We start from the raw sequence: 22,458 nt of genomic DNA, 5'->3' as shown, positions 1-22,458 counted from the left end.
CGTTTATCACAATTTGATTCATTCAGTTGATACGCTCGTTAAAATTATGATTTAGCAAATAACTAATTCAGTCATGATGGTTATTTAAAATTACTTATTAGAGAAAAGAATTCTTAGTTTTTTTGAATTTCACCCATAGAAAATAGATAACAACACGCCGAAGAGATTACATTTTATTATATTAAGCTGCAAGGTAAAAGACCAGATCACCTAAGCTTTAATAATAAATGGAGATATTTTATATCTTCACTCAGTTCAGTCTTTTTATAATAAAATTTATGCTAATCCAGATATAAAAATGAACAACATATCAGAGTAATACAATGTAAATTACCTACATCAAATAAAAAAATAATACAAAAACAAAGCACTATAAATTCAAAAACGATCTAACTACAGTTTTTGGACAATATAGCTTACATCTGCTCAATTTTACAGCAGGTTATAAAAAATGTTTTTTATCGATGTAACAGTCCCTTTCTCCATTTTTTATTATTTCTACTTTGCCAAGCCCCATTAATTAAGGAGTGTAACAGTTATTGATAAAAATATCCTTTACCAATATATACACCACCATCTTAAAATGATCTATCAAGCTCTCACGTTAAACACCCTTTGGTTTCAAAAAACTAAATTAAATGTTTATGAAAAATGAATAATAACTACATCACTAAAATGAACTATGTAGCCCACTGCACAAGCTCAAACTAAATCACTTTAAGGATAATCTGACTATTACTAAAAGGCGCTTAGAGCACTAACCATACATGAATCGCTGCTGGACCAAGCAAAACCATTAAAATACCAGCAATAACCATGGTTAAACTTGCAATCACCCCTTCCTCAGTATTGCGTTGTTGCGCTCTCACCGTACCAAAACCATGCGCTGCATTACCAAATGCAGCACCATTTGCCACATGAGAACGGATTCTGGTGATTGCTAAAATCGCGTCTCCACAAATCATTCCTACTAAACCAGTAATAACGGTAAATAAAGACACCAATGCCGCTGAACCATGAATATCTTCTGCCAAAATCATGGCAAAAGGTGTTGAGATAGAACGTGCCATCAAACTATTAGTGACTTCAGGGCTAAAATCAAATAATTGTGCCATCTCATAAGCCGACATCACACCAACGCTCATTCCCACAACAATGGCAACGGATAAAACCCCCAAATTTTTACGAATTGTCTCGCGATAACGATAAATAGGCACGGCGAATGCAACCGTTGCAGGGCCAAGTAAATTGACAATCCACTGAGTATCTTCAGCATAAGTCTGATATGAAATACCGAAAATCATCATTAAAAGAATCGTGAGTACTGGCACACTCAGCGCTGGCGATAGCCATAATTTCGGATACTTTTGATAGAGGCGCTTTGCAATTACATAGGCCAGCAAAGTCCAGATCAAACAAAGAATTGACCAAATATTCATCTTGACTGCCTTTAAATATGCTTGTGCTGGAAATGCTTACGTATTACAAGCAAATAATTTTTCATGCGATGGTAATAGTGAATGGTAAGCGAAGTACTTAACATGACCAGAATGGTACCCAGTGCAATGCTCAATACAATTTGCCAACCTTCTGTTATAAATAAGTTTTTGTATTGAACGATAGCAACAACCACAGGGATAAAAAACAGTAATAACTCACCTAAAATAAATGCTGCTCCTGTTGCCACTTGATCAATGTTGATGAATTTTAAAAACAGGCTGAAGAGCAACAAGAACATACCTAAAATTCCCGCAGAGATTGGTATAGCAAACTTGTGATGCAGGACATAACCTGCACTCCAAAATGCAGCCAGAATTAAAATTTGTTTAAGCAATTGCAAAAATGAGTTTTGTGTGGATATTCCAGAAACAGCTTCGGTACGCATTTTATGAAATCAAATGGTGAACTACATAATTATTATCTTATCCAGCCAGCAGCGTGCTGATATGAATTATTCATGTTAAAATTATTCCTAAATGGAATAATCAAAAATTTGTTATGCTTTCCTTCAAATCATTACAATGCTTTGTCACCTTAGTAAAAACAAAAAGCTTTACTCGGACGGCAGAAGTGTTATGCCTCACTCAGCCAACCATTAGCAAAATTTTGCAACAGCTTGAACAACAGCTACAAGTACAACTGCTTGTAAAACCCGAGCATGGCCGTAAAAGACAACTTGAACTGACTGAAATTGGCAAACGTATCTATCAACACGCTGTAGAACTGCTGCAAGCTGAGCAAAATATTTTTCTAGAAATTGAAAATTATCAACAATTAAAAACGGGTACGCTCAAACTTGGTGTTCCGCCATTAGGTGCTCAACTCCTTACCACCGCGCTTTTTGATTATCACCAACAATGGCCTAAAATTGAACTCGCTTTTCTTGAAGTCGGCTCTAGAGCGATTGAACTCGCTTTGCATAACAATGAATTGGATGTAGGTGTATTGTTACAACCTTTCGATCCACAGATTTTTGATAGCATTGAATTGTGCAATTACCCTTTAATGGTTGTGTTACGACGAGACGCAATTTGGGCGTCACGGAAAAAAATCACTTTAGAAGAGTTACGACACCAATCCTTCTTGATGTTTCCTGAAAATTTTTCCTTAAACCGTATTATTCTGGATGCATGCCAGCAGCATGGCTTTTATCCAAGTATTGCCTGCCGTACCAGCCAGTGGAATCTTCTGGCGGATATGGTGTTACAACGTATGGGAATAGCCCTACTGCCAAAATATTATACCGATATGTTGGATTCCAATTTATTTGCAGCCATTCCGCTTGAAAAACCAAATATTCAGTGGCATTTAGCGATGGCATGGAAAAAAAGCCTTCCCATCTCACCCGCTGTTCAGGCTTGGCTTGACATCATTCGTCAGCACTTTCAAAATATTAAGCCAGAAATAAATAAAATACAGGAATAATATACGTAGAAAAAAAGATAAAACGCTGCCACAAAAAAGCTACCCAATTTTAGATCAGCTCGCCTAGACTGGATAGATCTCACGATCAACTGGCACATAATAATGAACGATTCAAACTATATCCCACCCCGAATTTGGCAATGGACTGGAGAAAAAACCGATTTAAATCAGCCGACAGCAGGCAGTCGTTATCAGCATACTTTACCGATTGGGAAGCATCCCCTTCAGCTCTATTCCTTGGCAACGCCTAATGGACAAAAAGTCACGATTTTACTGGAAGAACTGCTCGCATTAGGGCATCAAGATGCCGAATACGATGCTTGGCTCATTAAGATTGGCGAAGGACAACAATTCAGCAGTGGCTTTGTCGATATCAATCCAAACTCTAAAATTCCCGCGTTGGTCGATCATAGCCAAACTCCACCTTTAAGGATTTTTGAGTCAGGTTCAATTTTGCTTTATTTGGCTGAAAAGTTTAAAGCCTTTATTCCGAACGAGATTGCAGCACGTACCGAATGTTTAAACTGGTTGTTTTGGCAAATGGGTAGCGCACCTTACATCGGTGGAGGTTTGGGGCATTTTTATGCTTATGCGCCTGTGAAAATTGAATATGCAATCAACCGCTTTGCCATGGAAACCAAACGCCTACTGGATGTTTTGGATCAACATTTAGCACAACATGAATATTTGGCTGGAAGCGAATATTCGATTGCCGATATTGCAGCTTTCCCTTGGTATGGCAGTATTGTCAAAGGCTGGGTTTATAATGCCAATGAATTCTTAGGTGTAGATCAATATCAACATGTACAACGTTGGGCAGATGCTATTCTGGCACGCCCTGCGGTACAGCGTGGACGCATGGTCAATCGCACCTTCGGCGACTTAGCAACCCAATTGCATGAACGTCATGATGCAAGTGATTTCGAGACACGGACTGAAGACAAATTAGGTTAAATCAGCATACTTAGATTTATGAGATTATTATTTGCATGATATCGAATTCAACATGAATCAGAACGGTAGCCCCAAAAAAGCCCTTGGATAACAAGGGCCTTTTAATTCTTATTGAGCAGCATTCACTCCAACAATAAACTGGCTACAATTCGAAGCTTCAGATGCATTGTCCAATTGATTATCAGCAAACTTAAATTTAGATGCAACAGAGCTATAATCTTTCTTAAGGCTTTGCCCAGTTAACTCACCTAATTGTTTGACCTGTTCTGGTTTCAAGATGTCATGTTCAACCGCTTGATTGACCATAACACAAGCTGTCGTGATCGCATCGTAACGTGCTGCTGTCTTCGAATAGCCGAGAGAACCTAAGACGCCACCAACAATTAAACCAATAATGACAGATACTGCAACATGCATTTTATTCATTTTAAAAGACCTGAAAACATAGCTAAATTTCAAAACAAAACAATTCAGTAAAGATAAAATCTATTTAGCAATTAAAACTAATATCAAAAAAGCAAACCAAACAGAAAATACGATATAAGCATGAATATTTGAACTAAATCACATTTTAATATTTGGTTTTGTGTAGAATAATCAAATTGATTTGATAGAAAAAGAAAGAACCCTTCAATTTTTCTGACAGATACCAAATCAGGAAATTCAGAAGGGTTCAACAAGGTATTCAGCTAACTCAATGACAAGCAATTGTAATTTTAAAAATTTACTTCGCTTTACGCTCTTTATTGACAAGATATTCGACCACTTTAACCACCTTATCATCTCCCCCTTGCACAATATATTTTCCATTTACAACAACAGCAGGAACACCAGTCAATTGATATTTTTGTGCCAACTGGTTTGATTCTGAAATTTTTGCGGTGATTGCAAAAGAATCATACATACTATTAAATTTTGCTTCAGGAACACCATACTTCACAAAGAATTTGGCAAAGGCATCCTTCTGCAGAACTTTTTGATTTCCTACATTATTAATATGAAATAGCGGTAAATGAGTACGCTTACGTACACCCAAAGCTTCACTCACGTAGTAGGCACGCGCTCCCTGCTCCCACATCGGATTCATTGCTGCCGGAGTACGAAGGAAATACACATCACTTGGAATTTTCTTTAGCCAGGCCTGCATATAAGGCTCTAATTTAAAACAATAAGTACACCCGTACCAAAAGAATTCCCGTACTTCAATTTGATTGGCCGGTGCTGAGGTTTTTACTGGATTTGAGACAACTTTATAATCTTTGCCTTCGACAAAATCGTTGGCCATCGTTTGTGTTGAAAATACCGCCGCTACTGCAAACACACTAGTTAAAATTAAATTCTTCATTCGTTCTCTTATCCTCACCATCATTTTGTCTCATTAAAATGATTTTTAAATATTAAAGCTGCTCCAAAGCATCTTTCCTTTGGAAAGGCAGATGCGATTTTGCTATCAATCTACAATTGGAGAAAGCTATCATTAACCAATAACCTTGCATATTCTTCATACACACACGAAAAATTCAACAATGCATCACAAAAACAAACATATATGTATAACAAATCACCATGCTAAACAGAGGTGAATAACCAAGAAAATACTGATTTACTGCGCTGAATGTAAATTGCCCATCAAAGCCGCTTCAATCTATCGAATCGCTTGAAAAGCAATATTTCTATAGGAACTGGGTGTATATTATTAGCCAGAATCAATCATTTATTTAATTTCGATATGAGCAAGACATTTTCTGACAGTGATCAAATTAAAGTAGTTTCTAGTTTTTCTGAACTGGTAAATACTCGTTTTCAAGGAGAAATGAATGCCATTTGCTGGTCTAGAAATTTGATGGGTGATTTTAAAGAAATTGTGACTAAACTTGAATTAAAAGAGAAGATTACCGAAGTTTCCATTGAGGATCTTATGGCACTGAAACTTTCCGGAAAAGGCAATCTGGCAAGAGAAATAATCTTAAGCGATATGCAACTTCTCTCTGATTTCGGGGCATCACCGTCTCTGAATCTTCTTGAAAGTTACCAACGTGACCAAGAATTCGATTTCATCTCAACAGACGTCTATTCTTACCATATTGATCGTTCTCCTATCGCAACGGATACTTTTTTATGTACCTATTACGGCGTAGCAAGTGATATTTTGCCGAATAATCAGGTTGAACAAAAAATTCTGATTCCCGACATTAGAAACAAACTCAAAAACCTGTATGACGGGCCAGAAGCAGAATTTGAACATTTCTTGGAAGATTATTTCTTTGATTTACATTATCAACCCAAACCGGATGCCCAACCTGTGAATTTAGGCTCAGGATATCTTTGGCGTTTGGCGGTAGACCATCCCACACAACAAGCCTTGCCCTGCGTGCATAGAGCACCTGCTGAAAAAGAGGGTGAGTATAGACTGCTGCTGATCTGCTAAATATTTACTTGGCCTATACAACGAACTTGATTGTTATAAAATTTGAGTATGAGATCTATCCCTTGATGAAATAGACGAGAGTCATGCATTCGAAATTTTAAATCATTTTCAATACTTAGTCTCATGTGTAAAATCCTCTATGCGCATAAAACACAATTTTGCTCTCATTAGCATCGTCTTTTTTTAAAGCTTATATTGATATAACTTTTTATATTCAACTGGGCTTATTCCCAAATTTCTGACAAATAATTGCCTTAACACTTGTTCATTGCTCAAACCACACTCCATGACGACTTGTTTGGTTGCCAATTGATCTTCTCTCAGTAGCTTTTTAGCATGTTCCAAACGAATATTCTCTAGCCATTTCGCGGGTGAAACCCCAAATTCCTTAGAAAAAATACGAGAGAGGTGACGTGTTGTTATTCCTAATTTTTCTGCCAATATATTCGTGTTAATCGGCTGTTTCAAATTCGCTTTAGCCCAGATACTTAAATCATTTAGCACAACTTTCCCATGTGAAGTGGGGCCATCACTATCGCTGAACTGCTGTTGAGTGCCCTGTCTTTTAAATAGGGTCACTAAATGCATTGCCGTTTTTCTAGCGAGCTCGGCACCGAGGTCTTGCTCAATCAGTGTCAATGCTAAATCCAAACCTGAAGTCACACCCGCTGAAGTAAACATATTCTTATCTTGTACGCAGAATGCCTGATGATTGACATTAAGATCAGGATACCTGACTTTTAGTTGCTCAAGAAACGCCCAATGTGTTGTTACTTCTCTCCCCGCTAATAAATTGGTTTTTGCTAATAAAAAAGTCCCAGTACAAATCGATCCAAACCGCCTCGAACTGCTACATACCTCCGTTAAACGTTTTATGAGCATTTGATTCGTTTGTATACCGACCATAAATGGAGAACCAGCAATCAAGAACGTATCTATGCGAGGTAAGTTACTGTGAATGGTGTAATCAGGCAACAATCTCAAGCCACAGCATGTTTGCAGTGGTTCATCTGTCGATGTAATTAAAATTGTTTTATAGACATCTTTGCCGATTTGGCGATTCGCCTCAGAAAAAACATCCATCGGCCCTGCAATATCAAGTAGTTGGACCTCAGGTAATGCAAAAATTGCAATCGTTTTCTGATTCATTCTAGATTCACAATTCACCGAAAATGTCTTAATTATACTCTTTTTATTTATTAAAGACATTGATGTTTTTTATTATGCTAAATACTCACCAACATAATAGAGAATTGCTATGTCAAGCCTACATCAGCTTCATATTCCAGATAGTCAAGTCACGAAAGAAGTTCAGGAACTGATACGTGATACCGAATCGGAACTGCTATTTCATCACTCAAGTCGGGTTTATCACTGGGGAGCTTTAGCTGCCAAACAACGGAAAATTCAAGTTGATCATGAATTACTTTATATTGCCTGTATGTTCCATGACATAGGACTAACTGAACAATACTGCAGTTGTGATAAACGATTTGAAGTAGATGGAGCCAATGCAGCTGTCGACTTTATGAAAAATCATGGCTTTTCACAAGCAGATATGGATAAGGTATGGACTGGTATAGCGTTACATACTACACCAGGCATTCCCGAGTTTATGGCACCTGAGATTGCACTTGTCAGCGCTGGGGTCGAAATGGATGTTTTAGGTCTAAACTATAATTCTTATTCTGAGGAAGAACGTGATGCAATTATTGCTTCACACCCTCGTGAAAATGGATTCAAAGAGAAAATCATTCAAGCTTTTTACAATGGGATAAAAAATAAGCCTAACTCCACTTTTGGAAATGTAAAAGCAGATGTGATCGCGGATAAAGAATCTAACTTCCAAGCAATTAATTTCTGTTCAATGATCAGAAATTCTAAATGGCCATCATAACACCCGCAACACAGCTCTCGAGTCTAGCTGCTGCCTTGTTCTTCTGAATAAGGCAGTCTTAACACTGAATATCAGATGAAGGCGTAGGCTGCTGTGACGCATCCCTAAAATTTAAATTGGCTGAATTGAAAAGTTTTTTGACTCAAACAAGCAAGTTAATTTCACAAAGGTCGATATAATAAGAAGAATCATTATCATTTATGGTCAATCTCATGTACATCAAGAACATTGAAACATTTCCGATTATTACCCTTAGCTATAAAAGTAAGGATCAGCAATCTCTAGATGAACTGTTTGAGTCATTTACGGCCCTGCTGGCTAAAAATGAAAAGTTTGTTTTCATTAGCGAAGGTGCATTTGATGAGGCAGAACAAAACAATGACCATGAATCTCGAAAACGCATTGCTGCGTGGGTAAAAGCTAAACGAGAAACATTGTCTCGTTTTGTTTTAGGTTTAGTCCATATTGAACCCGATCTTGGACAAAGAACCAAAGCCGAACAGTTTGCAAAAGTATATTTACAGTTTTCAGGTTATCCAATGTATGTCGTATCAAGTAAAGAAGAATCAGATCAACTTGTCTACCAACTTTTGCATCCATAATGGAGATCAATAAGCTACAGGACATTCATGCTTCCACTCTGATGAATGATCCAGTCACCGTACTCAAAGTTACTGCTGATGTACCGGATTGGGAATTAGGCTTACATCAGCACGACTATGGCCAGTTGATGGCAACTCAATCAGGCTTAATTACGATCTCTACAGTTACAGGGATATGGGTGGTGCCTCCCAAAACAGCCATCTGGATTCCGCCCAATATTTCTCATTCATCAACGGGTATTGGTCTTTCAAGCTGTTTTATGGTGTTTACTCAAAAGAACCTTTTCGATCATAGCGAATGCCACGTTATTCAAGTCAGTGATTTTTTAAATAGCCTCTTTCTAAGAACCGAGGAAATTAAACCTAACTTCACTTCCCATAGTGCCGAAGCACGACTAATGCAGGTTTTAGTAGACGAAATTATCAGTGCACCTCAGCAATCGCAATATTTACCACTTCCGTCGGATAAGCGACTGAAGATGATTACAGACTCACTCCTCCACCAACCCGAACAAAAAACCAGCTTGGCTCAATGGGCAAAACAATGTGGTATGAGTGAAAGAAGTCTCACGCGTACTTTTAAGGGAGAAATGAAACTTTCTTTAAATCATTGGCGTAGACGACTGCATATTACTTTAGCTCTTCAGAAGTTAAATGATGGGCGAAGCATTACTTATATTGCCAATGAGTTAGGTTATGTTTCGGATAGTTCATTCATCACCATGTTTAAAAAAGCAATGAAATCCTCTCCTAAAAAATTTTATTCCGAGCGACAAATCAAACTGGACGATCCGACATGAAACCATCAAACCATGATCCTCAAGAACTGGAAAAGTTTGAAGCGATATCCAATCGCTGGTGGGATTTAAAGGGTGAATTTGCACCTCTACACACCATTAATCCTTTACGTTTGGGATGGATAAAGTCGATTGCAAACGGTATTCAAGATAAAAAGATTCTTGATGTTGGTTGTGGTGGCGGAATTCTAGCTGAAAGTATGGCCCGGCATGGTGCAGATGTGCTTGGAATAGACCTTGGGGAGCAAAGTATTCAGGTTGCCCGTAATCACGCGATTATGGAGAATATTCATAACCTTGAGTATCGCACTGTTGCTGTAGAGGAACTGGCAAAAATAAGCCCACAACAATACGATATTATTACCTGTATGGAACTTCTAGAACATGTTCCTAACCCTGCTGCAATTATCCAGTCTTGTGCACAATTATTAAAACCTCATGGACTAGTATTTTTTTCAACAATCAACAGAAACCCAAAGTCTTTTTTATACACGATTGTTGGTGGTGAATATCTTTTTAAATTAATGCCCAAAGGCACGCATAACTTTAATAGATATATTAAACCGAATGAGCTTAGCAGCTTTTCAGAACTTGCAGGTTTAACGCAGATGAATACGATTGGTCTACATTATAGTCCAATCGGCAAATATTTCTGGTTAGCGCCAGACATCACCGTAAACTATATGACCAGTTGTATAAAAACTAGTACATCTTAACAGCTAAGTATTGTTGGCTTGATCTTTTTAATAAGTACCCAATGATGAATTCTATAAAAAAAGCCACATCTGGAGAATGTGGCTAAAAGTATTGCTTTGCTTGCTACGGTTATACCGTATTGTTAGGTTAGGTCCAATTGCTTAATTCAAACTGAATTTCGGTCATCTTTTTTAGAGCTTATTCCAACCGAATATCTCCCACCCAATTCATACTTTTATCTGAAAAAACACAGACAAGAAAAAAGCCCTTGTTTTCACAAGGGCTTTTTGAATTTGGCGGAAGCGGTGTCCGTCTAACACCAATCCTAAGAAGTCCAATCCAATATTATAAATTAATATTTTTCAATTAATTACAATTACACCCATCCAACTCAGTCTTGTCTAATCCGACTATTTCCAGTATTTTATGAGGGGTAATTTGAGGGGTAGACAATAACATGCCAAAGAAAGCTAAAGAGCTATCTGCGCTTAGTGTAGCAAAAATTAAAGAGACTGGTCGATATCACGTAGGTGGTGTTGATGGTCTTTGTTTAAACGTCGAAGGAACTTCCCGTGTCTGGATTTTACGTGCGGTGGTGGGAAAACATCTGGATAAAGATGGAAAATTAAAACCTCATCGACGTGATATTGGTATTGGTCCATACCCTGAAGTTTCTTTAGCTGAAGCTCGTGCTAAAGCCACTGAATTAAAATTACAAATACGAAGTGGTATTGATCCAATTGTCCATCAACAGGAACAGCTTGCAAAGCTTCATGTTCAGCAACTACGGAACAAAACATTCATGGAATGTGCAAAAGTTGTTATTGCCAATAAAACCCGTGAACTCAAAAATGAAAAACATATTGGACAATGGTCATCAACACTAGAAACTTATATTTACCCAACTTTGGGCAATCTTACTATTAGTAACATTACCAAAGCCGATATTGCTGAAGTTTTAAGACCTATTTGGGTTGAGAAAAACGAAACAGCCAAACGTATCCGTGGTCGTATAGAAACCATTTTTGATTATGCCAAAGCAATGGGATATTTTGAGGGTGACAACCCTGCCGAATGGAAAGGCAATCTTGAACCTATATTAGGTAATTTAAAGCAGGAATCACGCCCTCACCCATCCCTGCCCTATGAACAGGTTGCTGAGTTTATCCAACACTTAAGACAGAAAAAAGGAATTTCACCAAAAGCTCTGGAATTTGCAATTTTAACCGCCTGTCGCTCTGGTGAGATTTTTGGGGCGAAATGGCAGGAAATTGATTTTAAGAATAAAGTCTGGATTATTCCTAAAGAACGTATGAAAGCAGAAAAGGAACATCATGTGCCTTTGTCGAAAGAAGCGATAAGTTTGCTTGAATCAATTCAAAATCATACTCTAATTCAAGATTTCATCTTCCCTGCGCCACGGAGTGGTGAGATGCTTTCTGATATGTCTTTGACGACCCTAATCAAACGACTGCATGAGCAAAAGCTTAAAGAAAATGGCTTAGGCTATATTGATCCCAAACAAAACCGAGTCATTACAACGCATGGCTTTCGGTCTACTTTCCGTGATTGGTCGGCAGACAAAACAGATTACCGTAGAGAAGTGTGTGAACATGTTCTCGCACACAAACTTCCAGATAAGGTTGAAGCTTCTTATTTACGTGGAGGCTATTTAGAAAAACGTAAAGGCTTAATGGCTGATTGGGCAACATATATCATGCACAAATAGCCTGAAGCCATGTGGTACAGCTCAAAAAAGTACAATCCCAATTACAAAAACACTTAATATAAAAATAAGAGATAAAGGAATTTTATCTCTTATAAATCTGAATTTTAATTGCTCATCCATCCAACTAATTTGATGTTCCCAAAAGAATTTGTAATGAGCATACCAATTACTAAAAAGGATCTGCTTACTTATCCCACACTCGCTTTAAGTAAGCGAATCCGAAATAGAGAAACGCTGGCGTAACACTATAAGTAGCTAAATAAAAAAACAATATAGAAAATCTAACTCCACCCATGAGAGGTGGAGTTAGCTTGATTTATTTCAGTGAATGTATTGATTATTCTTGATTGTCTAAATACTTTTCAGCATCCAATGCTGCCATACAACCCGAACCAGCCGAGGTAATCGCTTGACGATAAATACTGTCTGCCACATCACCCGCAGCAAATACACCCTCGATAGATGTAGCTGTTGCATTACCCGTAGTTCCACTTTGGACTTGGATATAGCCATCACGTAGGTTCAATTGACTTTCAAACATTCCTGTATTGGGTTTATGTCCAATCGCAACAAACAAGCCTTGCACTTGAACATCTTGGATACTTGCATCTTGAGTGGATTTAATACGTACCGCCGTTACACCTGTGTTGTCACCTAAAACCTCATCAACTTGATGGTTCCAAATAATGCTGATTTTGCCCTCTTTTTCTTTGGCAAAAAGATGGTCTTGCAAAATCTTTTCAGAACGCAGACTGTCACGACGGTGTACCAGTGTCACATGTGCAGCGATATTTGACAGATATAAAGCTTCCTCAACCGCAGTGTTACCACCACCAACCACCATGACATTTTGGTTTTTATAGAAGAAACCATCACAGGTTGCACAGGCACTCACACCCTGCCCCATGAAAGCTGCCTCTGACTCAAGACCTAGATATTGAGCCGTTGCACCTGTTGCAATAATCAGTGCATCACAAGTATATTCACCCATGTCACCTTTGAGTACGAATGGGCGAGTTTTGAGATCCACCTCATTGATGTGATCATAGACCATTTCTGTACCAAAGCGTTCTGCATGCGCCTGCATACGCTCCATGAGTACAGGACCAGTTAAGCCCTCAGCATCGCCAACCCAATTATCAACTTCAGTCGTTGTTGTTAATTGCCCGCCTAATTGTAGTCCAGCAATCAATGTTGGTTTGAGGTTGGCACGAGCTGCATATACGGCTGCACTATAACCCGCAGGTCCCGAACCTAAAATAATTAAACGAGAATGTTGATTTTGCATTTAATTTTCTCCAGCATTCTACAAACTTCGCTGATTAACACGTTTTGATAATTCTTCAGCAGATTCTTTAAGCTCAGAATAACGATCAGTTAAATACTGACTTTGCCCCCGTGTCAGCAAGGTGAATTTATACAGCTCTTCCATCACATCCACGATACGGTCGTAATACGATGATGCTTTCATTCGCCCATCTTCTTCAAACTCTAAAAATGCTTTTGGAATTGAAGACTGATTCGGAATCGTGATCATCCGCATCCAACGCCCTAAAATACGCATTTGATTGACACTATTGAAAGATTGCGAACCACCACTGACTTGCATTAGTGCCAGTGTTTTTCCTTGAGTGGCACGAATCGCACCACCTGCCAATGGAATCCAATCTATCTGTGACTTAAAGATCGAACTCATTGAACCGTGACGTTCAGGCGAACACCACACCATGCCCTCTGACCATGCCAAAAGCTCATGTAGTTCTTTTGCTTTTGGGTGTTCCATATCCGCATCTTCTGGCAAAGGTAGCCCTTTCGGATGAAAAATTTTAACCTCAGCACCAAACTGTTCCAAGATTCGACCTGCTTCCATCACGGCTAAACGACTATACGAACGCTCACGGTTAGAACCATATAACAACAAAATACGTGGCGCATGATCTAACGATTTAGCTTGAACTTTTTCCAAAGTTGGCTGTTCAAGTAGCTCCATATCAACATTAGGAAGATTCATTACAATTACACCGATTTAAAATACTTTTTTCTGAGCCATAGAGACACACTCACTAAAGCGATCAATACAGGTACTTCAACTAAAGGACCAATCACGGTGGTAAATGCCACAGGTGAAGCCAAACCAAAGGTTGCAATCGCTACAGCCAAAGCCAACTCAAAGTTATTACCAGCAGCCGTGAAAGAAATTGCTGTGGTTTTAGGATAGTCATTGCCCATCCATTTACTCATAAAGAAGCTGATGAAAAACATCACAATAAAATAAATCGTGAGTGGGATTGCGATACGCAGAACATCCAATGGTAAGCTCACTACATCACCACCTTTTAGGCTAAACATTGCCACGATGGTAAAAAGAAGTGCCAATAAACTGAGTGGGCTGATCTTGGGTAAAAAGACATTTTGATACCAATCTAAGCCTTTGGCTTTGACCAAAACCAAACGAGTCAAGAAACCAAGAAGAAATGGAATCCCCAAGTAAACCAACACCGCATGGGTAATCGTCCAGAAATCAACATTGATCACTTGCCCTGCAATACCGAAATAGGGTGGCAAGAATGTGAGGAACAGCCAAGCATAGGTACTAAAAAACAGAATCTGGAAAATACTATTGAATGCCACCAACGCTGCTACATATTGGTTATCACCACAGGCTAAACCATTCCACACCAAGACCATTGCAATACAGCGAGCCAAACCGATCAGGATCAAGCCTGTCATGTACTCTGGATAGCTATGTAAAAAAATAATTGCTAATGCAAACATTAATACAGGCGCAATCACCCAGTTCTGCACCAAAGACAAAGTTAAGGTTTTCTTGTCTTTAAACACTTGTGGCAAAGTAGCATAGTCCACTTTGGCTAAAGGTGGATACATCATCAGAATCAAACCAATCGCAATTGGAATATTGACGGAATCCACACTCATTTTGTCTAAAGTAACGGAAGCTTGCGGAAAGAACACACCTATCGCAATCCCCAATGCCATGGCGATAAAAATCCATAGAGTGAGGTTACGATCTAGAAAAGATAATCTTTGTTGAGCCATGATGTTCTCATTCAATATGCGAAATTTGATTGATTGCTGCAATCAAATCTGGGCGAGACATATGAGTTGTATCTAGTGCCAATAAAGCGTCTAAGCGGCGGTTGATATGATCAACAGTAACTTGGAATGCTTTTAATTTTTCTTCTTTCGGCAAATCTAAATGTGAAGGATCAGCCAAGCCCCAATGTGCCTTAATCGCTCCACCTAAATAAAGTGGACACGCTTCTTGAGCTGCTGAATCGCAAACAGTAATCACGACGTCAGGTTGATATTGTTCGCAGTCATCAATGGTTTTACTCCACAAACCATCTGTTGAGAGACCAAGATTTTCTAAAGTTTCTATAGTCAATGGATGTACTTGCCCTGATGGCTTACTACCTGCACTGTATGCTTTCCATCCTTCAGGCGCACGACTGTTAAAAAGGACTTCTGAGAGGATGCTACGGCAACTATTTCCAGTACACAAAAAAAGAAATTTCATATTCTATTACTCACAATAGCTATTTATTTGGATATTTTGGGAATCTTTATTTACTATGGTTTGACTGCTTACCAAAAGATTCAGAACGTCATGGCACCACATTGGTAATTGCGGATTAATGCTGTAATACACCCATTGGCTTTGTCTCCTGTCCTGTAAGAGACCAGAAGAACGCAATAACGCTAAATGCCTAGAAATCTTTGGCTGACTCAGTTGCAACTTTTCAGTCAAATCACAAACACATAATTCTTTATTCTCAGCGACTAAAGTCACGATATTTAGTCGAGTTTCATCTGATAAGCATTTAAAAAAATTAACTTGGTCCATTCTTAACTCCCATTCACTTATTTGGATATGCGGATAATCACATACAAAAAGTAAAATTTTTAATTCACTCGTTGACCATTTTCATCAATCACTTTTTCACCATCCTCTTTCGTAAAGGCACCCTTCTGAGGTAATGGTAGAATATCTAAGACAACTTCAGAAGGACGGCTTAAGCGAGTGCCTAATTCAGTAACAACAAATGGTCGATTAATCAATATTGGATGATCAAGCATAAAACTAAGTAACTGCTCATCACTCAAATCACTACGATCAAGGTCTAAATCCCGATAAGGATCTACATTCTGGCGAATGGCCTCTCTTACTGTTAATTTTGCATCCTGAATCAATTTAACTAATTCGTCATGACTAGGTGGTGTAATGAGATATTCAATCACAGTTGGCTCAATCCCTGTATTACGGATCAAAGCCAAAGTGTTGCGAGATGTCCCACAAGCTGGGTTGTGATAAATCGTCACAGTTGATGAAGTTGTCATCGAATTGAGCTCTTTTGATAATTTATAATATCTTTATATTCGAATTACCATATATATGCAATACCATATGTTTTGTTTTTTATTAGAGAATAAGGCTCTTTTAAAAGAACCTCATTACTATCAAAATTCTATCTACTAAATCATCCTATTTTTTTAACTTAGCAGCTACGACTGTGTATGTTTCTCCCTCAGCCTTTAATTCAAAATCAACTTTTTGCCCTACTGCAAGCCCATTCAATAATGCAGGATCAGCAACTTTAAAGCCCATGGTCATCGCAGGCCATTTAATCGCAGGAATTGCCTCATGATCGAGTGTCAAAATATTTTCTTTCGTATCAATAGCCGTAATCACTCCAACTGCTTGAGTTGTCGTTGCTGTAGATGATTCTTTACTCATCTGCTCCATAGGCGCTTCCGCTTTCTTTTGCTCTGACGCCTCATTTTTACTACATGCACTTAACGCAGTAACAGTGGCAACAAGAGCGACAATTTTAATAAATTTAAACATAATAAAACCTCTTTGAACGAAATAAGAAAACTATCAAGATTTTGATAGTTTTCTTTTGATTAAAAGCTGATATGCAGCGGGAATAACAAACATTGATAAAAGTGGAGCTGAAATCATGCCCCCAACCATAGGTAAAGCAATACGACTCATCAATTCAGAGCCCGTTCCAGTTCCTAAAAGGATAGGAATCAAACCCGCCAGAATGACAGCTACAGTCATCGCTTTAGGGCGAACCCGTAGTACTGCCCCTGTACGAAGGGCATCATTGAGTTGCTGCTCAGTTAAAGATGATAAATTTTGTTGAGCATGTTCTATCGCCTGCTTTAAATAAAACAACATGACCACTCCAAACTCTGCGGCAACACCGGCAAGTGCAATAAAGCCTACTGCAATGGCAATTGAGAAATTATAACCACTGAAATACATTGCCCAAATACCACCAATTAAAGCGAATGGTAGAGTCAGCATAATCAGAGCAGCATCTTGTACTTGTCTAAAAATCAGATACAGCAATAGAAAAATGATCATCAAAGTGATTGGTATTACTACCTTTAGGCGAGCATTTGCTCTTTCCATAAATTCAAATTGACCTGAATAACTAATACTCATACCCGCAGAGCGTTTCACTTGTTGGTCAATAGACTGTTTCAAATCCCGAACAACGGAGGCTAAATCACGTCCTTGTACATCAACATAGACCCAACCACTTGGACGAGCATTCTCACTTTTTAACATCGGAGGACCATCTGTGATTTGAATGTTGGCAACACTACTCAAAACAATTTGCTGACCTGATTCAGTCAGAATTGGTAAATTTCTTAATGCCTCAAGTGAATCTCGAATTTCTCGCGGATAACGTACATTAATAGGATACCTTGCTAACCCTTCAACAGTTTCACCAATATTTTCCCCACCAATTGCTGATGACACAATTTGCTGTACATCGGTGATATTGAGACCATAGCGTGCAGCTTCCATTCGATTAATATCGATATCAACATATCGCCCACCAGTGAGTCGTTCAGCTAAAGCTGAGCTAACACCGGGCACTTTTTTGGCAACCTGTTCAATTTGTTGTGCTACCCGATCAATATCTTGCAAATCATTTGCTGAAATCTTGATCCCGATTGGGCTTTTAACCCCGGTCGCCAACATATCAATTCTGTTACGAATAGGCGGCACCCAGATATTTGTTAAACCCGGTACTTGAACAGCTTTATCCAGTTCTTTTATCAACTTATCTGGTGTCATACCTGAACGCCATTCAGATCGTGGTTTAAACTGAATCGTGGTTTCAAACATTTCTAAAGGTGCAGGATCTGTAGCCGACTCTGCTCGCCCAGCTTTACCAAATACAGTGGCAACCTCTGGAACAGTTTTAATCATTCGATCAGTCTGTTGAAGTAATTCAGAAGCTTTTGCTGCGGACAATCCCGGTAAAGCTGAAGGCATATACAGTAAATCACCTTCATCCATATTAGGCAGGAACTCTCCACCTAATTGCGTTAAAGGAAAAAGACTGATAAGAAAAATGAGTAACGCACCTAATAACGTTGTCTTTGGATAAGCTAAGACTTTATCTAACATAGGACGGTATATTTTGATGAGAAAACGGTTTAATGGATTCCGTTGTTCAGATGGTAACTTCCCGCGAATCCAGTATCCCATCAAAACTGGAATCAATGTAATAGATAGCCCCGCAGCAGCAGCCATGGCATAAGTTTTAGTAAATGCCAATGGAGAGAACAATCGTCCTTCTTGTGCTTGCAAAGTAAAAATGGGAATAAAGGATAAAGTAATGATGAGTAAACAGAAAAATAAAGCAGGCCCAACCTCACTGGCAGAACGTGTAATGATGTCCCAACGCTCTTGTATTTCTAAAACTCGATCAGGATGTTCATGTTGCCAAGCTTCGATATGCTTATGTGCATTTTCGACCATAACCACAGATGCATCAACCATAGCACCAATCGCGATTGCAATCCCACCCAATGACATGATATTGGCATTTAGTCCCTGATAATACATCAATAAAAAGGCTGACAAGATTCCCAAAGGCAAAGAAACAATCGCAACCATTGCTGAACGTAAATGCCAGAGGAATAGCCCACAAACCAAAGCCACTACAATAAACTCTTCAATTAATTTATGGCTGAGATTCTCTACCGCCCGATCAATCAATTGACTGCGGTCATACACAGAAACAACTTGTACACCTTTCGGTAGACTTTGTTGTAATTCAGCAAGTTTTTCTTTTACAGCAGTAATGGTTTCACGTGCATTTTTACCAGCACGTAAAATCACAACACCTCCAACAGTTTCCCCTTGTCCATTGAGTTCAGTAATTCCACGACGCATTTCAGGACCGAGTTGAATCATTGCAACATCTCCAAGAGTGATTGGAACACCTAAATCGTTTGTACGTAACGGAATCTGCCGAAAATCTTCTAATGTTTTTAAATAACCTGAAGCTCTCACCATATATTCAGTTTCAGCCATTTCTAGGACTGAACCGCCAGTTTCCTGATTTGCCTTTTGAATTGCTTCAATTATGCTTCGCTGAGTTATACCGAATGCTGCCATTTTGGTTGGGTCTAAAACAACTTGATATTGTTTAACCATCCCCCCAATTGTGGCGACCTCAGCCACATTTGGTACTGTCTTCAGTTCATACTTCAAAAACCAATCTTGTATGCTTCGCAGTTGTGAGAGATCATGTTGCCCTGTTGGATCAACCAAAGCATATTCGTAGATCCAACCAACACCTGTAGCATCTGGTCCTAATGAAGATTTTGCATTTGCAGGCATTCTTTCTTGTATTTGATTGAGATATTCCAATACACGAGAACGTGCCCAATAAAGATCAGTATGTTCATCAAAAATGACATAAACAAACGAATCACCAAAAAAAGAATAGCCCCGAACAGCTTTAACACCGGGTACTGATAACATGGTCGTTGTTAAAGGATAAGTCACCTGATTTTCAACAATTTGTGGTGCTTGACCGGGAAAATTAGTTCGCACAATCACTTGTACATCAGACAGATCTGGCAAAGCATCAACCGGAGTATTCTTGACAGCCCAAGTTCCCCAAACGGCAAGAACTACAGCAGCTAATAAGACAAATACTCGATTTGTAATTGAAAAACGAATAATACGGGCGATCATAATGGTTCTCCCGTTTAGTTCTGCATAGATGTCATAGACATCTTGGAAATGTCAGAAATAACATAAGCATCCCCAACACGTGTAAAACGAAAACTGACCTGCTCGCCTTGCTGAATTTGGGTAAATGGTTGTACTGGTTGTTTAAAGCTCATGGTCATAGCCCCCCACCCCAATTCAGCAATTGCATGATGTGAAATGGTAATGTCTTGAGCTGTAACTTTTTCCACTTTACCAATGCCTTGGTATATTGATGCCTTAGTCACTTGAGATGATGTAATCGATTGTCCAGTGTTCAGCTTATCCAGTACACCCTGTAAATTGGCCTCAGAATCAATTAGGAATTGTCCCGAAATCACGATTTTCTGACCAGCGTTCAAACCCTGTAGAATTGCTATTTTATTTCCGTCACTCTGTCCTAACTGTACAACAACAGGTTCGAAACGCCCTTTTTCATGTGCGACAATAATAATATTACGAGTACCTGTACGTATAACAGCTTGCTCTGGCACAACTAAACTGCTTTGAGGATTGTTGGAAAATTTGACAGAAGCAAACATTCCGGGCTTGAGTTGCCCCTCTCTATTGGGTAACTCAATACGAACTTTTATGGTTCTGCTTGTAGTATCTAATGTCGGTAAAATATCAATGACTTTGCCAGACACTTTTTGAGGGTACGCAGCAAAAGTTGCTTCGATTTTATCTCCTCGCTTTATCCCAGCAATTTGCGTTTCAGGCACTGCTGCTTCTAACCAAATTGGATTCACGCCTTTAATGGTGGCAAGTGTTTGCCCCATAGCTAAAGCCATTCCACTACGAACTTCTAGTGAGTCAATGAATCCACTCAAAGGAGCACTCAAAGTCATATTAGACTGTACTTGATGTGTCCGTTCGACTTGATGGATCACATTTGGTGGGATTCCCAGAAGCTGTAGGCGTTGTCGACTTGCTTGAATAAGAGAACGGTCTCCTATTTTAAGTACTGCCAAAAACTCAGTCTGTTCCCCAGTCCACTCAGGGATTGAAATATCAGCAATCGGACTCCCTTGAGTCACTATATCCCCGACTGCATGGCCATAAACACGCTGAACAAAACCACTTGCTCGTGTTTGCAGAATTGCTACCTGTCGTTCATTCGCTTGTAATATGCCATTGGTTAACAAGGTATTGCCCATTACAGCCTGTTCGACTGTGGCATAACGAATGGCTAGATTTTGTTTAAGAGCTGGATCAATCTTTACTCCTGCACTTTCAGTTATTCCAGAAGTACTTTCATCCGCATACTTAGGGACTAACTGCATATCCATAAAAGGGGATTTCCCTGGCTTATCAAAATGCTGTTCTGGTTTCATTGGATCGTACCAGTACAACACTTTAGCAGTTGCCTGATCACTTACAGTTTGCTTTTCATCATTTTGATGCGCATACCAATATCCAATCCCACTACCGACTCCCAAGCTGCCCACAATCAAGCCAGCAATTACAAATGCCAATTTATTTTTTAACATTATCTTGACTCCTCAGCATGGTTTAAGGTGGGTTCTACAAAAGAAAAATAGAGCTGGGCTTTGATCATTGCTTGCTGTTGTTGTAAATCGATGAGACGTAATCGCTGATTTAGTAATGCTTGTCGTGTCTCAATGACATCTGACAAATTGGCTTTACCAGCCTGATAACTTGCTAACTGTAAAGTTACTTTTTCTTTAGCCAAAGGAAGTGTACTTTGAACGGTACGTTGGATTTGTCTTTCAAGAGCTTTTAAATCCGATAGCCCCTCATCTAACATGGTGAGATGGTCGCGGTATTTTATCTCCTGATCTGCTGTAATCCGATTTTGTTCAGCTAATGCTGCCTGAATGAGCGGACCACTACGTTTTTTTGAAAATATTGGTAGTTCTGTTGTCAGTTGTACACCAATCATATCTCCAAATTCAGGAGCACGATGCTGATAGGCAAGCTCAATACCCCAATCTGGTTTTTGAAGGGCTTGGGCTTGCTTAAGCTTTGCTTCAACAGTTTGCTTTTCTGCTTGGAATGCTTTTAGTTCAGGGTGTTGATGCAGATGATGATATAAACGTGATGTATCAAAATTAATTATAGGTTCTTGGGTAGGCAAACTTTCTATTTCAGTTGTACCACTAGAATCCTCACTGATTAATCGGTGTAATTCTAGTTTTGCCTTATTTATATCTCGAAGCAAATCATCTTTTTGATCAAGCAAAATAGTTTTGTCCAGCCTAGGGGAAATTGTATTAGCAACCATGGTTCGACCAGACGCAACCTGTGTTTGTGTAATCTGGGATAGCAATCCATTTTCTGAAAGAAGGTCATCATATAACGCCAGTTTACGCTCAAGATAAAAACGTTTAAGCCATGCCGATGCTACTTGAACCGTACC

At 39.0% G+C, this 22,458-nt stretch carries 24 protein-coding genes; 8 read left to right on the top strand and 16 right to left on the bottom strand.

Annotated elements, in window-relative coordinates:
- Positions 1–749: 749 nt before the first annotated feature.
- Both Aba26S_RS17545 and Aba26S_RS17540 read right to left on the bottom strand, forming a co-directional pair.
- Complete coding sequence (locus tag Aba26S_RS17545; protein ID WP_005242914.1) at positions 750–1,439, bottom strand: LrgB family protein; 690 nt, start codon at positions 1,437–1,439, stop codon at positions 750–752.
- Positions 1,440–1,450: 11 nt separating this feature from the next.
- Entirely contained in the window at positions 1,451–1,885 is a 435-nt protein-coding gene (locus Aba26S_RS17540; RefSeq protein ID WP_043973846.1) for a CidA/LrgA family protein, read from the bottom strand.
- 113 nt (positions 1,886–1,998) lie between these two features.
- Between Aba26S_RS17540 and Aba26S_RS17535 the strand changes: the two genes are divergently transcribed.
- Entirely contained in the window at positions 1,999–2,925 is a 927-nt protein-coding gene (locus Aba26S_RS17535; RefSeq protein WP_043973844.1) for a LysR family transcriptional regulator, read from the top strand.
- Positions 2,926–3,027: 102 nt separating this feature from the next.
- Positions 3,028–3,879 (top strand): glutathione-dependent disulfide-bond oxidoreductase, encoded by an 852-nt coding sequence (gene yghU / locus Aba26S_RS17530; RefSeq protein WP_043973841.1) that lies wholly within the window; start codon positions 3,028–3,030, stop codon positions 3,877–3,879.
- A 108-nt stretch (positions 3,880–3,987) separates the two neighbouring features.
- On the opposite strand, the gene Aba26S_RS17525 is transcribed toward yghU, so the two are convergent.
- Both Aba26S_RS17525 and Aba26S_RS17520 read right to left on the bottom strand, forming a co-directional pair.
- Entirely contained in the window at positions 3,988–4,305 is a 318-nt protein-coding gene (locus tag Aba26S_RS17525; RefSeq protein WP_005271696.1) for a hypothetical protein, read from the bottom strand.
- Positions 4,306–4,603: 298 nt separating this feature from the next.
- Positions 4,604–5,224 carry a thiol:disulfide interchange protein DsbA/DsbL gene (locus tag Aba26S_RS17520; protein WP_005242924.1) on the bottom strand — a complete coding sequence of 207 codons (621 nt, stop codon included), beginning with the start codon at positions 5,222–5,224 and terminating at the stop codon, positions 4,604–4,606.
- A gap of 384 nt (positions 5,225–5,608) precedes the next feature.
- Here Aba26S_RS17520 and Aba26S_RS17515 point away from each other — a divergent pair, with 384 nt between their 5' ends.
- Positions 5,609–6,307, top strand: coding sequence for a hypothetical protein (locus tag Aba26S_RS17515; protein ID WP_043973838.1), 699 nt, complete (start codon positions 5,609–5,611; stop codon positions 6,305–6,307).
- A 183-nt stretch (positions 6,308–6,490) separates the two neighbouring features.
- Here the strand turns inward: Aba26S_RS17515 and Aba26S_RS17510 are convergent, their stop codons facing one another.
- Positions 6,491–7,456, bottom strand: a complete 966-nt coding sequence (locus tag Aba26S_RS17510; protein WP_005242931.1) for a GlxA family transcriptional regulator — start codon at positions 7,454–7,456, stop codon at positions 6,491–6,493.
- A gap of 109 nt (positions 7,457–7,565) precedes the next feature.
- Here Aba26S_RS17510 and Aba26S_RS17505 point away from each other — a divergent pair, with 109 nt between their 5' ends.
- The 5 genes from Aba26S_RS17505 to Aba26S_RS17485 all read left to right on the top strand — a co-directional run bounded on the left by Aba26S_RS17505 (position 7,566) and on the right by Aba26S_RS17485 (position 12,028).
- Positions 7,566–8,204 carry an HD domain-containing protein gene (locus tag Aba26S_RS17505; RefSeq protein ID WP_043973836.1) on the top strand — a complete coding sequence of 213 codons (639 nt, stop codon included), beginning with the start codon at positions 7,566–7,568 and terminating at the stop codon, positions 8,202–8,204.
- Between the two features lie 212 nt (positions 8,205–8,416).
- On the top strand, positions 8,417–8,806 hold the full coding sequence (locus tag Aba26S_RS17500; protein WP_043973833.1) for a hypothetical protein: 390 nt from the start codon (positions 8,417–8,419) through the stop codon (positions 8,804–8,806).
- Complete coding sequence (locus Aba26S_RS17495; protein ID WP_171248956.1) at positions 8,806–9,606, top strand: AraC family transcriptional regulator; 801 nt, start codon at positions 8,806–8,808, stop codon at positions 9,604–9,606. The genes Aba26S_RS17500 and Aba26S_RS17495 overlap by 1 nt, the downstream gene beginning before the upstream one ends.
- The gene (gene ubiG / locus Aba26S_RS17490) at positions 9,603–10,319 is read left to right on the top strand and encodes a bifunctional 2-polyprenyl-6-hydroxyphenol methylase/3-demethylubiquinol 3-O-methyltransferase UbiG (protein ID WP_043973831.1); all 717 of its coding nucleotides are present in this window, start codon (positions 9,603–9,605) and stop codon (positions 10,317–10,319) included. The genes Aba26S_RS17495 and ubiG overlap by 4 nt, the downstream gene beginning before the upstream one ends.
- 437 nt (positions 10,320–10,756) lie before the next feature.
- A complete protein-coding gene (locus tag Aba26S_RS17485; protein WP_004699746.1) occupies positions 10,757–12,028 on the top strand; it encodes a tyrosine-type recombinase/integrase in 1,272 nt (423 codons plus the stop codon).
- Positions 12,029–12,049: 21 nt separating this feature from the next.
- Here the strand turns inward: Aba26S_RS17485 and Aba26S_RS21690 are convergent, their stop codons facing one another.
- From Aba26S_RS21690 to Aba26S_RS17435, 11 genes are all read right to left on the bottom strand, one after another.
- The gene (locus Aba26S_RS21690; protein WP_324097330.1) at positions 12,050–12,208 is read right to left on the bottom strand and encodes a hypothetical protein; all 159 of its coding nucleotides are present in this window, start codon (positions 12,206–12,208) and stop codon (positions 12,050–12,052) included.
- Between the two features lie 157 nt (positions 12,209–12,365).
- Positions 12,366–13,316 carry a thioredoxin-disulfide reductase gene (trxB, locus tag Aba26S_RS17480; protein ID WP_004699744.1) on the bottom strand — a complete coding sequence of 317 codons (951 nt, stop codon included), beginning with the start codon at positions 13,314–13,316 and terminating at the stop codon, positions 12,366–12,368.
- Between the two features lie 18 nt (positions 13,317–13,334).
- On the bottom strand, positions 13,335–14,039 hold the full coding sequence (gene arsH / locus Aba26S_RS17475) for an arsenical resistance protein ArsH (protein ID WP_005271714.1): 705 nt from the start codon (positions 14,037–14,039) through the stop codon (positions 13,335–13,337).
- A gap of 5 nt (positions 14,040–14,044) precedes the next feature.
- Complete coding sequence (arsB, locus tag Aba26S_RS17470) at positions 14,045–15,085, bottom strand: ACR3 family arsenite efflux transporter (RefSeq protein ID WP_004699740.1); 1,041 nt, start codon at positions 15,083–15,085, stop codon at positions 14,045–14,047.
- 7 nt (positions 15,086–15,092) lie between these two features.
- A complete protein-coding gene (locus Aba26S_RS17465) occupies positions 15,093–15,566 on the bottom strand; it encodes an arsenate reductase ArsC (protein WP_004699737.1) in 474 nt (157 codons plus the stop codon).
- Between the two features lie 6 nt (positions 15,567–15,572).
- Positions 15,573–15,893, bottom strand: a complete 321-nt coding sequence (locus Aba26S_RS17460) for a metalloregulator ArsR/SmtB family transcription factor (RefSeq protein ID WP_004699734.1) — start codon at positions 15,891–15,893, stop codon at positions 15,573–15,575.
- A gap of 59 nt (positions 15,894–15,952) precedes the next feature.
- Positions 15,953–16,387: an arsenate reductase (glutaredoxin) gene (gene arsC / locus Aba26S_RS17455; protein WP_004699732.1), complete on the bottom strand. Its 435-nt coding sequence runs from the start codon at positions 16,385–16,387 to the stop codon at positions 15,953–15,955.
- A gap of 145 nt (positions 16,388–16,532) precedes the next feature.
- The gene (locus Aba26S_RS17450; protein WP_004699729.1) at positions 16,533–16,895 is read right to left on the bottom strand and encodes a copper-binding protein; all 363 of its coding nucleotides are present in this window, start codon (positions 16,893–16,895) and stop codon (positions 16,533–16,535) included.
- 33 nt (positions 16,896–16,928) lie between these two features.
- Positions 16,929–20,063: an efflux RND transporter permease subunit gene (locus Aba26S_RS17445; RefSeq protein WP_005144795.1), complete on the bottom strand. Its 3,135-nt coding sequence runs from the start codon at positions 20,061–20,063 to the stop codon at positions 16,929–16,931.
- 14 nt (positions 20,064–20,077) lie between these two features.
- On the bottom strand, positions 20,078–21,568 hold the full coding sequence (locus Aba26S_RS17440) for an efflux RND transporter periplasmic adaptor subunit (RefSeq protein ID WP_005271720.1): 1,491 nt from the start codon (positions 21,566–21,568) through the stop codon (positions 20,078–20,080).
- Positions 21,568–22,458: TolC family protein (locus Aba26S_RS17435; RefSeq protein WP_043973821.1), on the bottom strand; the 891-nt coding region annotated here is incomplete at its 5' end. The genes Aba26S_RS17435 and Aba26S_RS17440, both read right to left, overlap by 1 nt.

Source organism: Acinetobacter sp. NBRC 110496 (assembly GCF_000876115.1).
GTDB lineage: Bacteria > Pseudomonadota > Gammaproteobacteria > Pseudomonadales > Moraxellaceae > Acinetobacter.
This window is presented reverse-complemented; position numbering and strand designations above follow the sequence as displayed.

Bases quoted from the DNA above. Each gene is read 5' to 3' on its own strand.
- Aba26S_RS17545 (WP_005242914.1), bottom strand. From the start codon at position 1,439: ATGAATATTTGGTCAATTCTTTGTTTGATCTGGACTTTGCTGGCCTAT.
- Aba26S_RS17540 (WP_043973846.1), bottom strand. From the start codon at position 1,885: ATGCGTACCGAAGCTGTTTCTGGAATATCCACACAAAACTCATTTTTG.
- Aba26S_RS17535 (WP_043973844.1), top strand. From the start codon at position 1,999: ATGCTTTCCTTCAAATCATTACAATGCTTTGTCACCTTAGTAAAAACA.
- yghU (WP_043973841.1), top strand. From the start codon at position 3,028: ATGAACGATTCAAACTATATCCCACCCCGAATTTGGCAATGGACTGGA.
- Aba26S_RS17525 (WP_005271696.1), bottom strand. From the start codon at position 4,305: ATGAATAAAATGCATGTTGCAGTATCTGTCATTATTGGTTTAATTGTT.
- Aba26S_RS17520 (WP_005242924.1), bottom strand. From the start codon at position 5,224: ATGAAGAATTTAATTTTAACTAGTGTGTTTGCAGTAGCGGCGGTATTT.
- Aba26S_RS17515 (WP_043973838.1), top strand. From the start codon at position 5,609: ATGAGCAAGACATTTTCTGACAGTGATCAAATTAAAGTAGTTTCTAGT.
- Aba26S_RS17510 (WP_005242931.1), bottom strand. From the start codon at position 7,456: ATGAATCAGAAAACGATTGCAATTTTTGCATTACCTGAGGTCCAACTA.
- Aba26S_RS17505 (WP_043973836.1), top strand. From the start codon at position 7,566: ATGTCAAGCCTACATCAGCTTCATATTCCAGATAGTCAAGTCACGAAA.
- Aba26S_RS17500 (WP_043973833.1), top strand. From the start codon at position 8,417: ATGTACATCAAGAACATTGAAACATTTCCGATTATTACCCTTAGCTAT.
- Aba26S_RS17495 (WP_171248956.1), top strand. From the start codon at position 8,806: ATGGAGATCAATAAGCTACAGGACATTCATGCTTCCACTCTGATGAAT.
- ubiG (WP_043973831.1), top strand. From the start codon at position 9,603: ATGAAACCATCAAACCATGATCCTCAAGAACTGGAAAAGTTTGAAGCG.
- Aba26S_RS17485 (WP_004699746.1), top strand. From the start codon at position 10,757: ATGCCAAAGAAAGCTAAAGAGCTATCTGCGCTTAGTGTAGCAAAAATT.
- trxB (WP_004699744.1), bottom strand. From the start codon at position 13,316: ATGCAAAATCAACATTCTCGTTTAATTATTTTAGGTTCGGGACCTGCG.
- arsH (WP_005271714.1), bottom strand. From the start codon at position 14,039: ATGAATCTTCCTAATGTTGATATGGAGCTACTTGAACAGCCAACTTTG.
- arsB (WP_004699740.1), bottom strand. From the start codon at position 15,085: ATGGCTCAACAAAGATTATCTTTTCTAGATCGTAACCTCACTCTATGG.
- Aba26S_RS17465 (WP_004699737.1), bottom strand. From the start codon at position 15,566: ATGAAATTTCTTTTTTTGTGTACTGGAAATAGTTGCCGTAGCATCCTC.
- Aba26S_RS17460 (WP_004699734.1), bottom strand. From the start codon at position 15,893: ATGGACCAAGTTAATTTTTTTAAATGCTTATCAGATGAAACTCGACTA.
- arsC (WP_004699732.1), bottom strand. From the start codon at position 16,387: ATGACAACTTCATCAACTGTGACGATTTATCACAACCCAGCTTGTGGG.
- Aba26S_RS17450 (WP_004699729.1), bottom strand. From the start codon at position 16,895: ATGTTTAAATTTATTAAAATTGTCGCTCTTGTTGCCACTGTTACTGCG.
- Aba26S_RS17445 (WP_005144795.1), bottom strand. From the start codon at position 20,063: ATGATCGCCCGTATTATTCGTTTTTCAATTACAAATCGAGTATTTGTC.
- Aba26S_RS17440 (WP_005271720.1), bottom strand. From the start codon at position 21,568: ATGTTAAAAAATAAATTGGCATTTGTAATTGCTGGCTTGATTGTGGGC.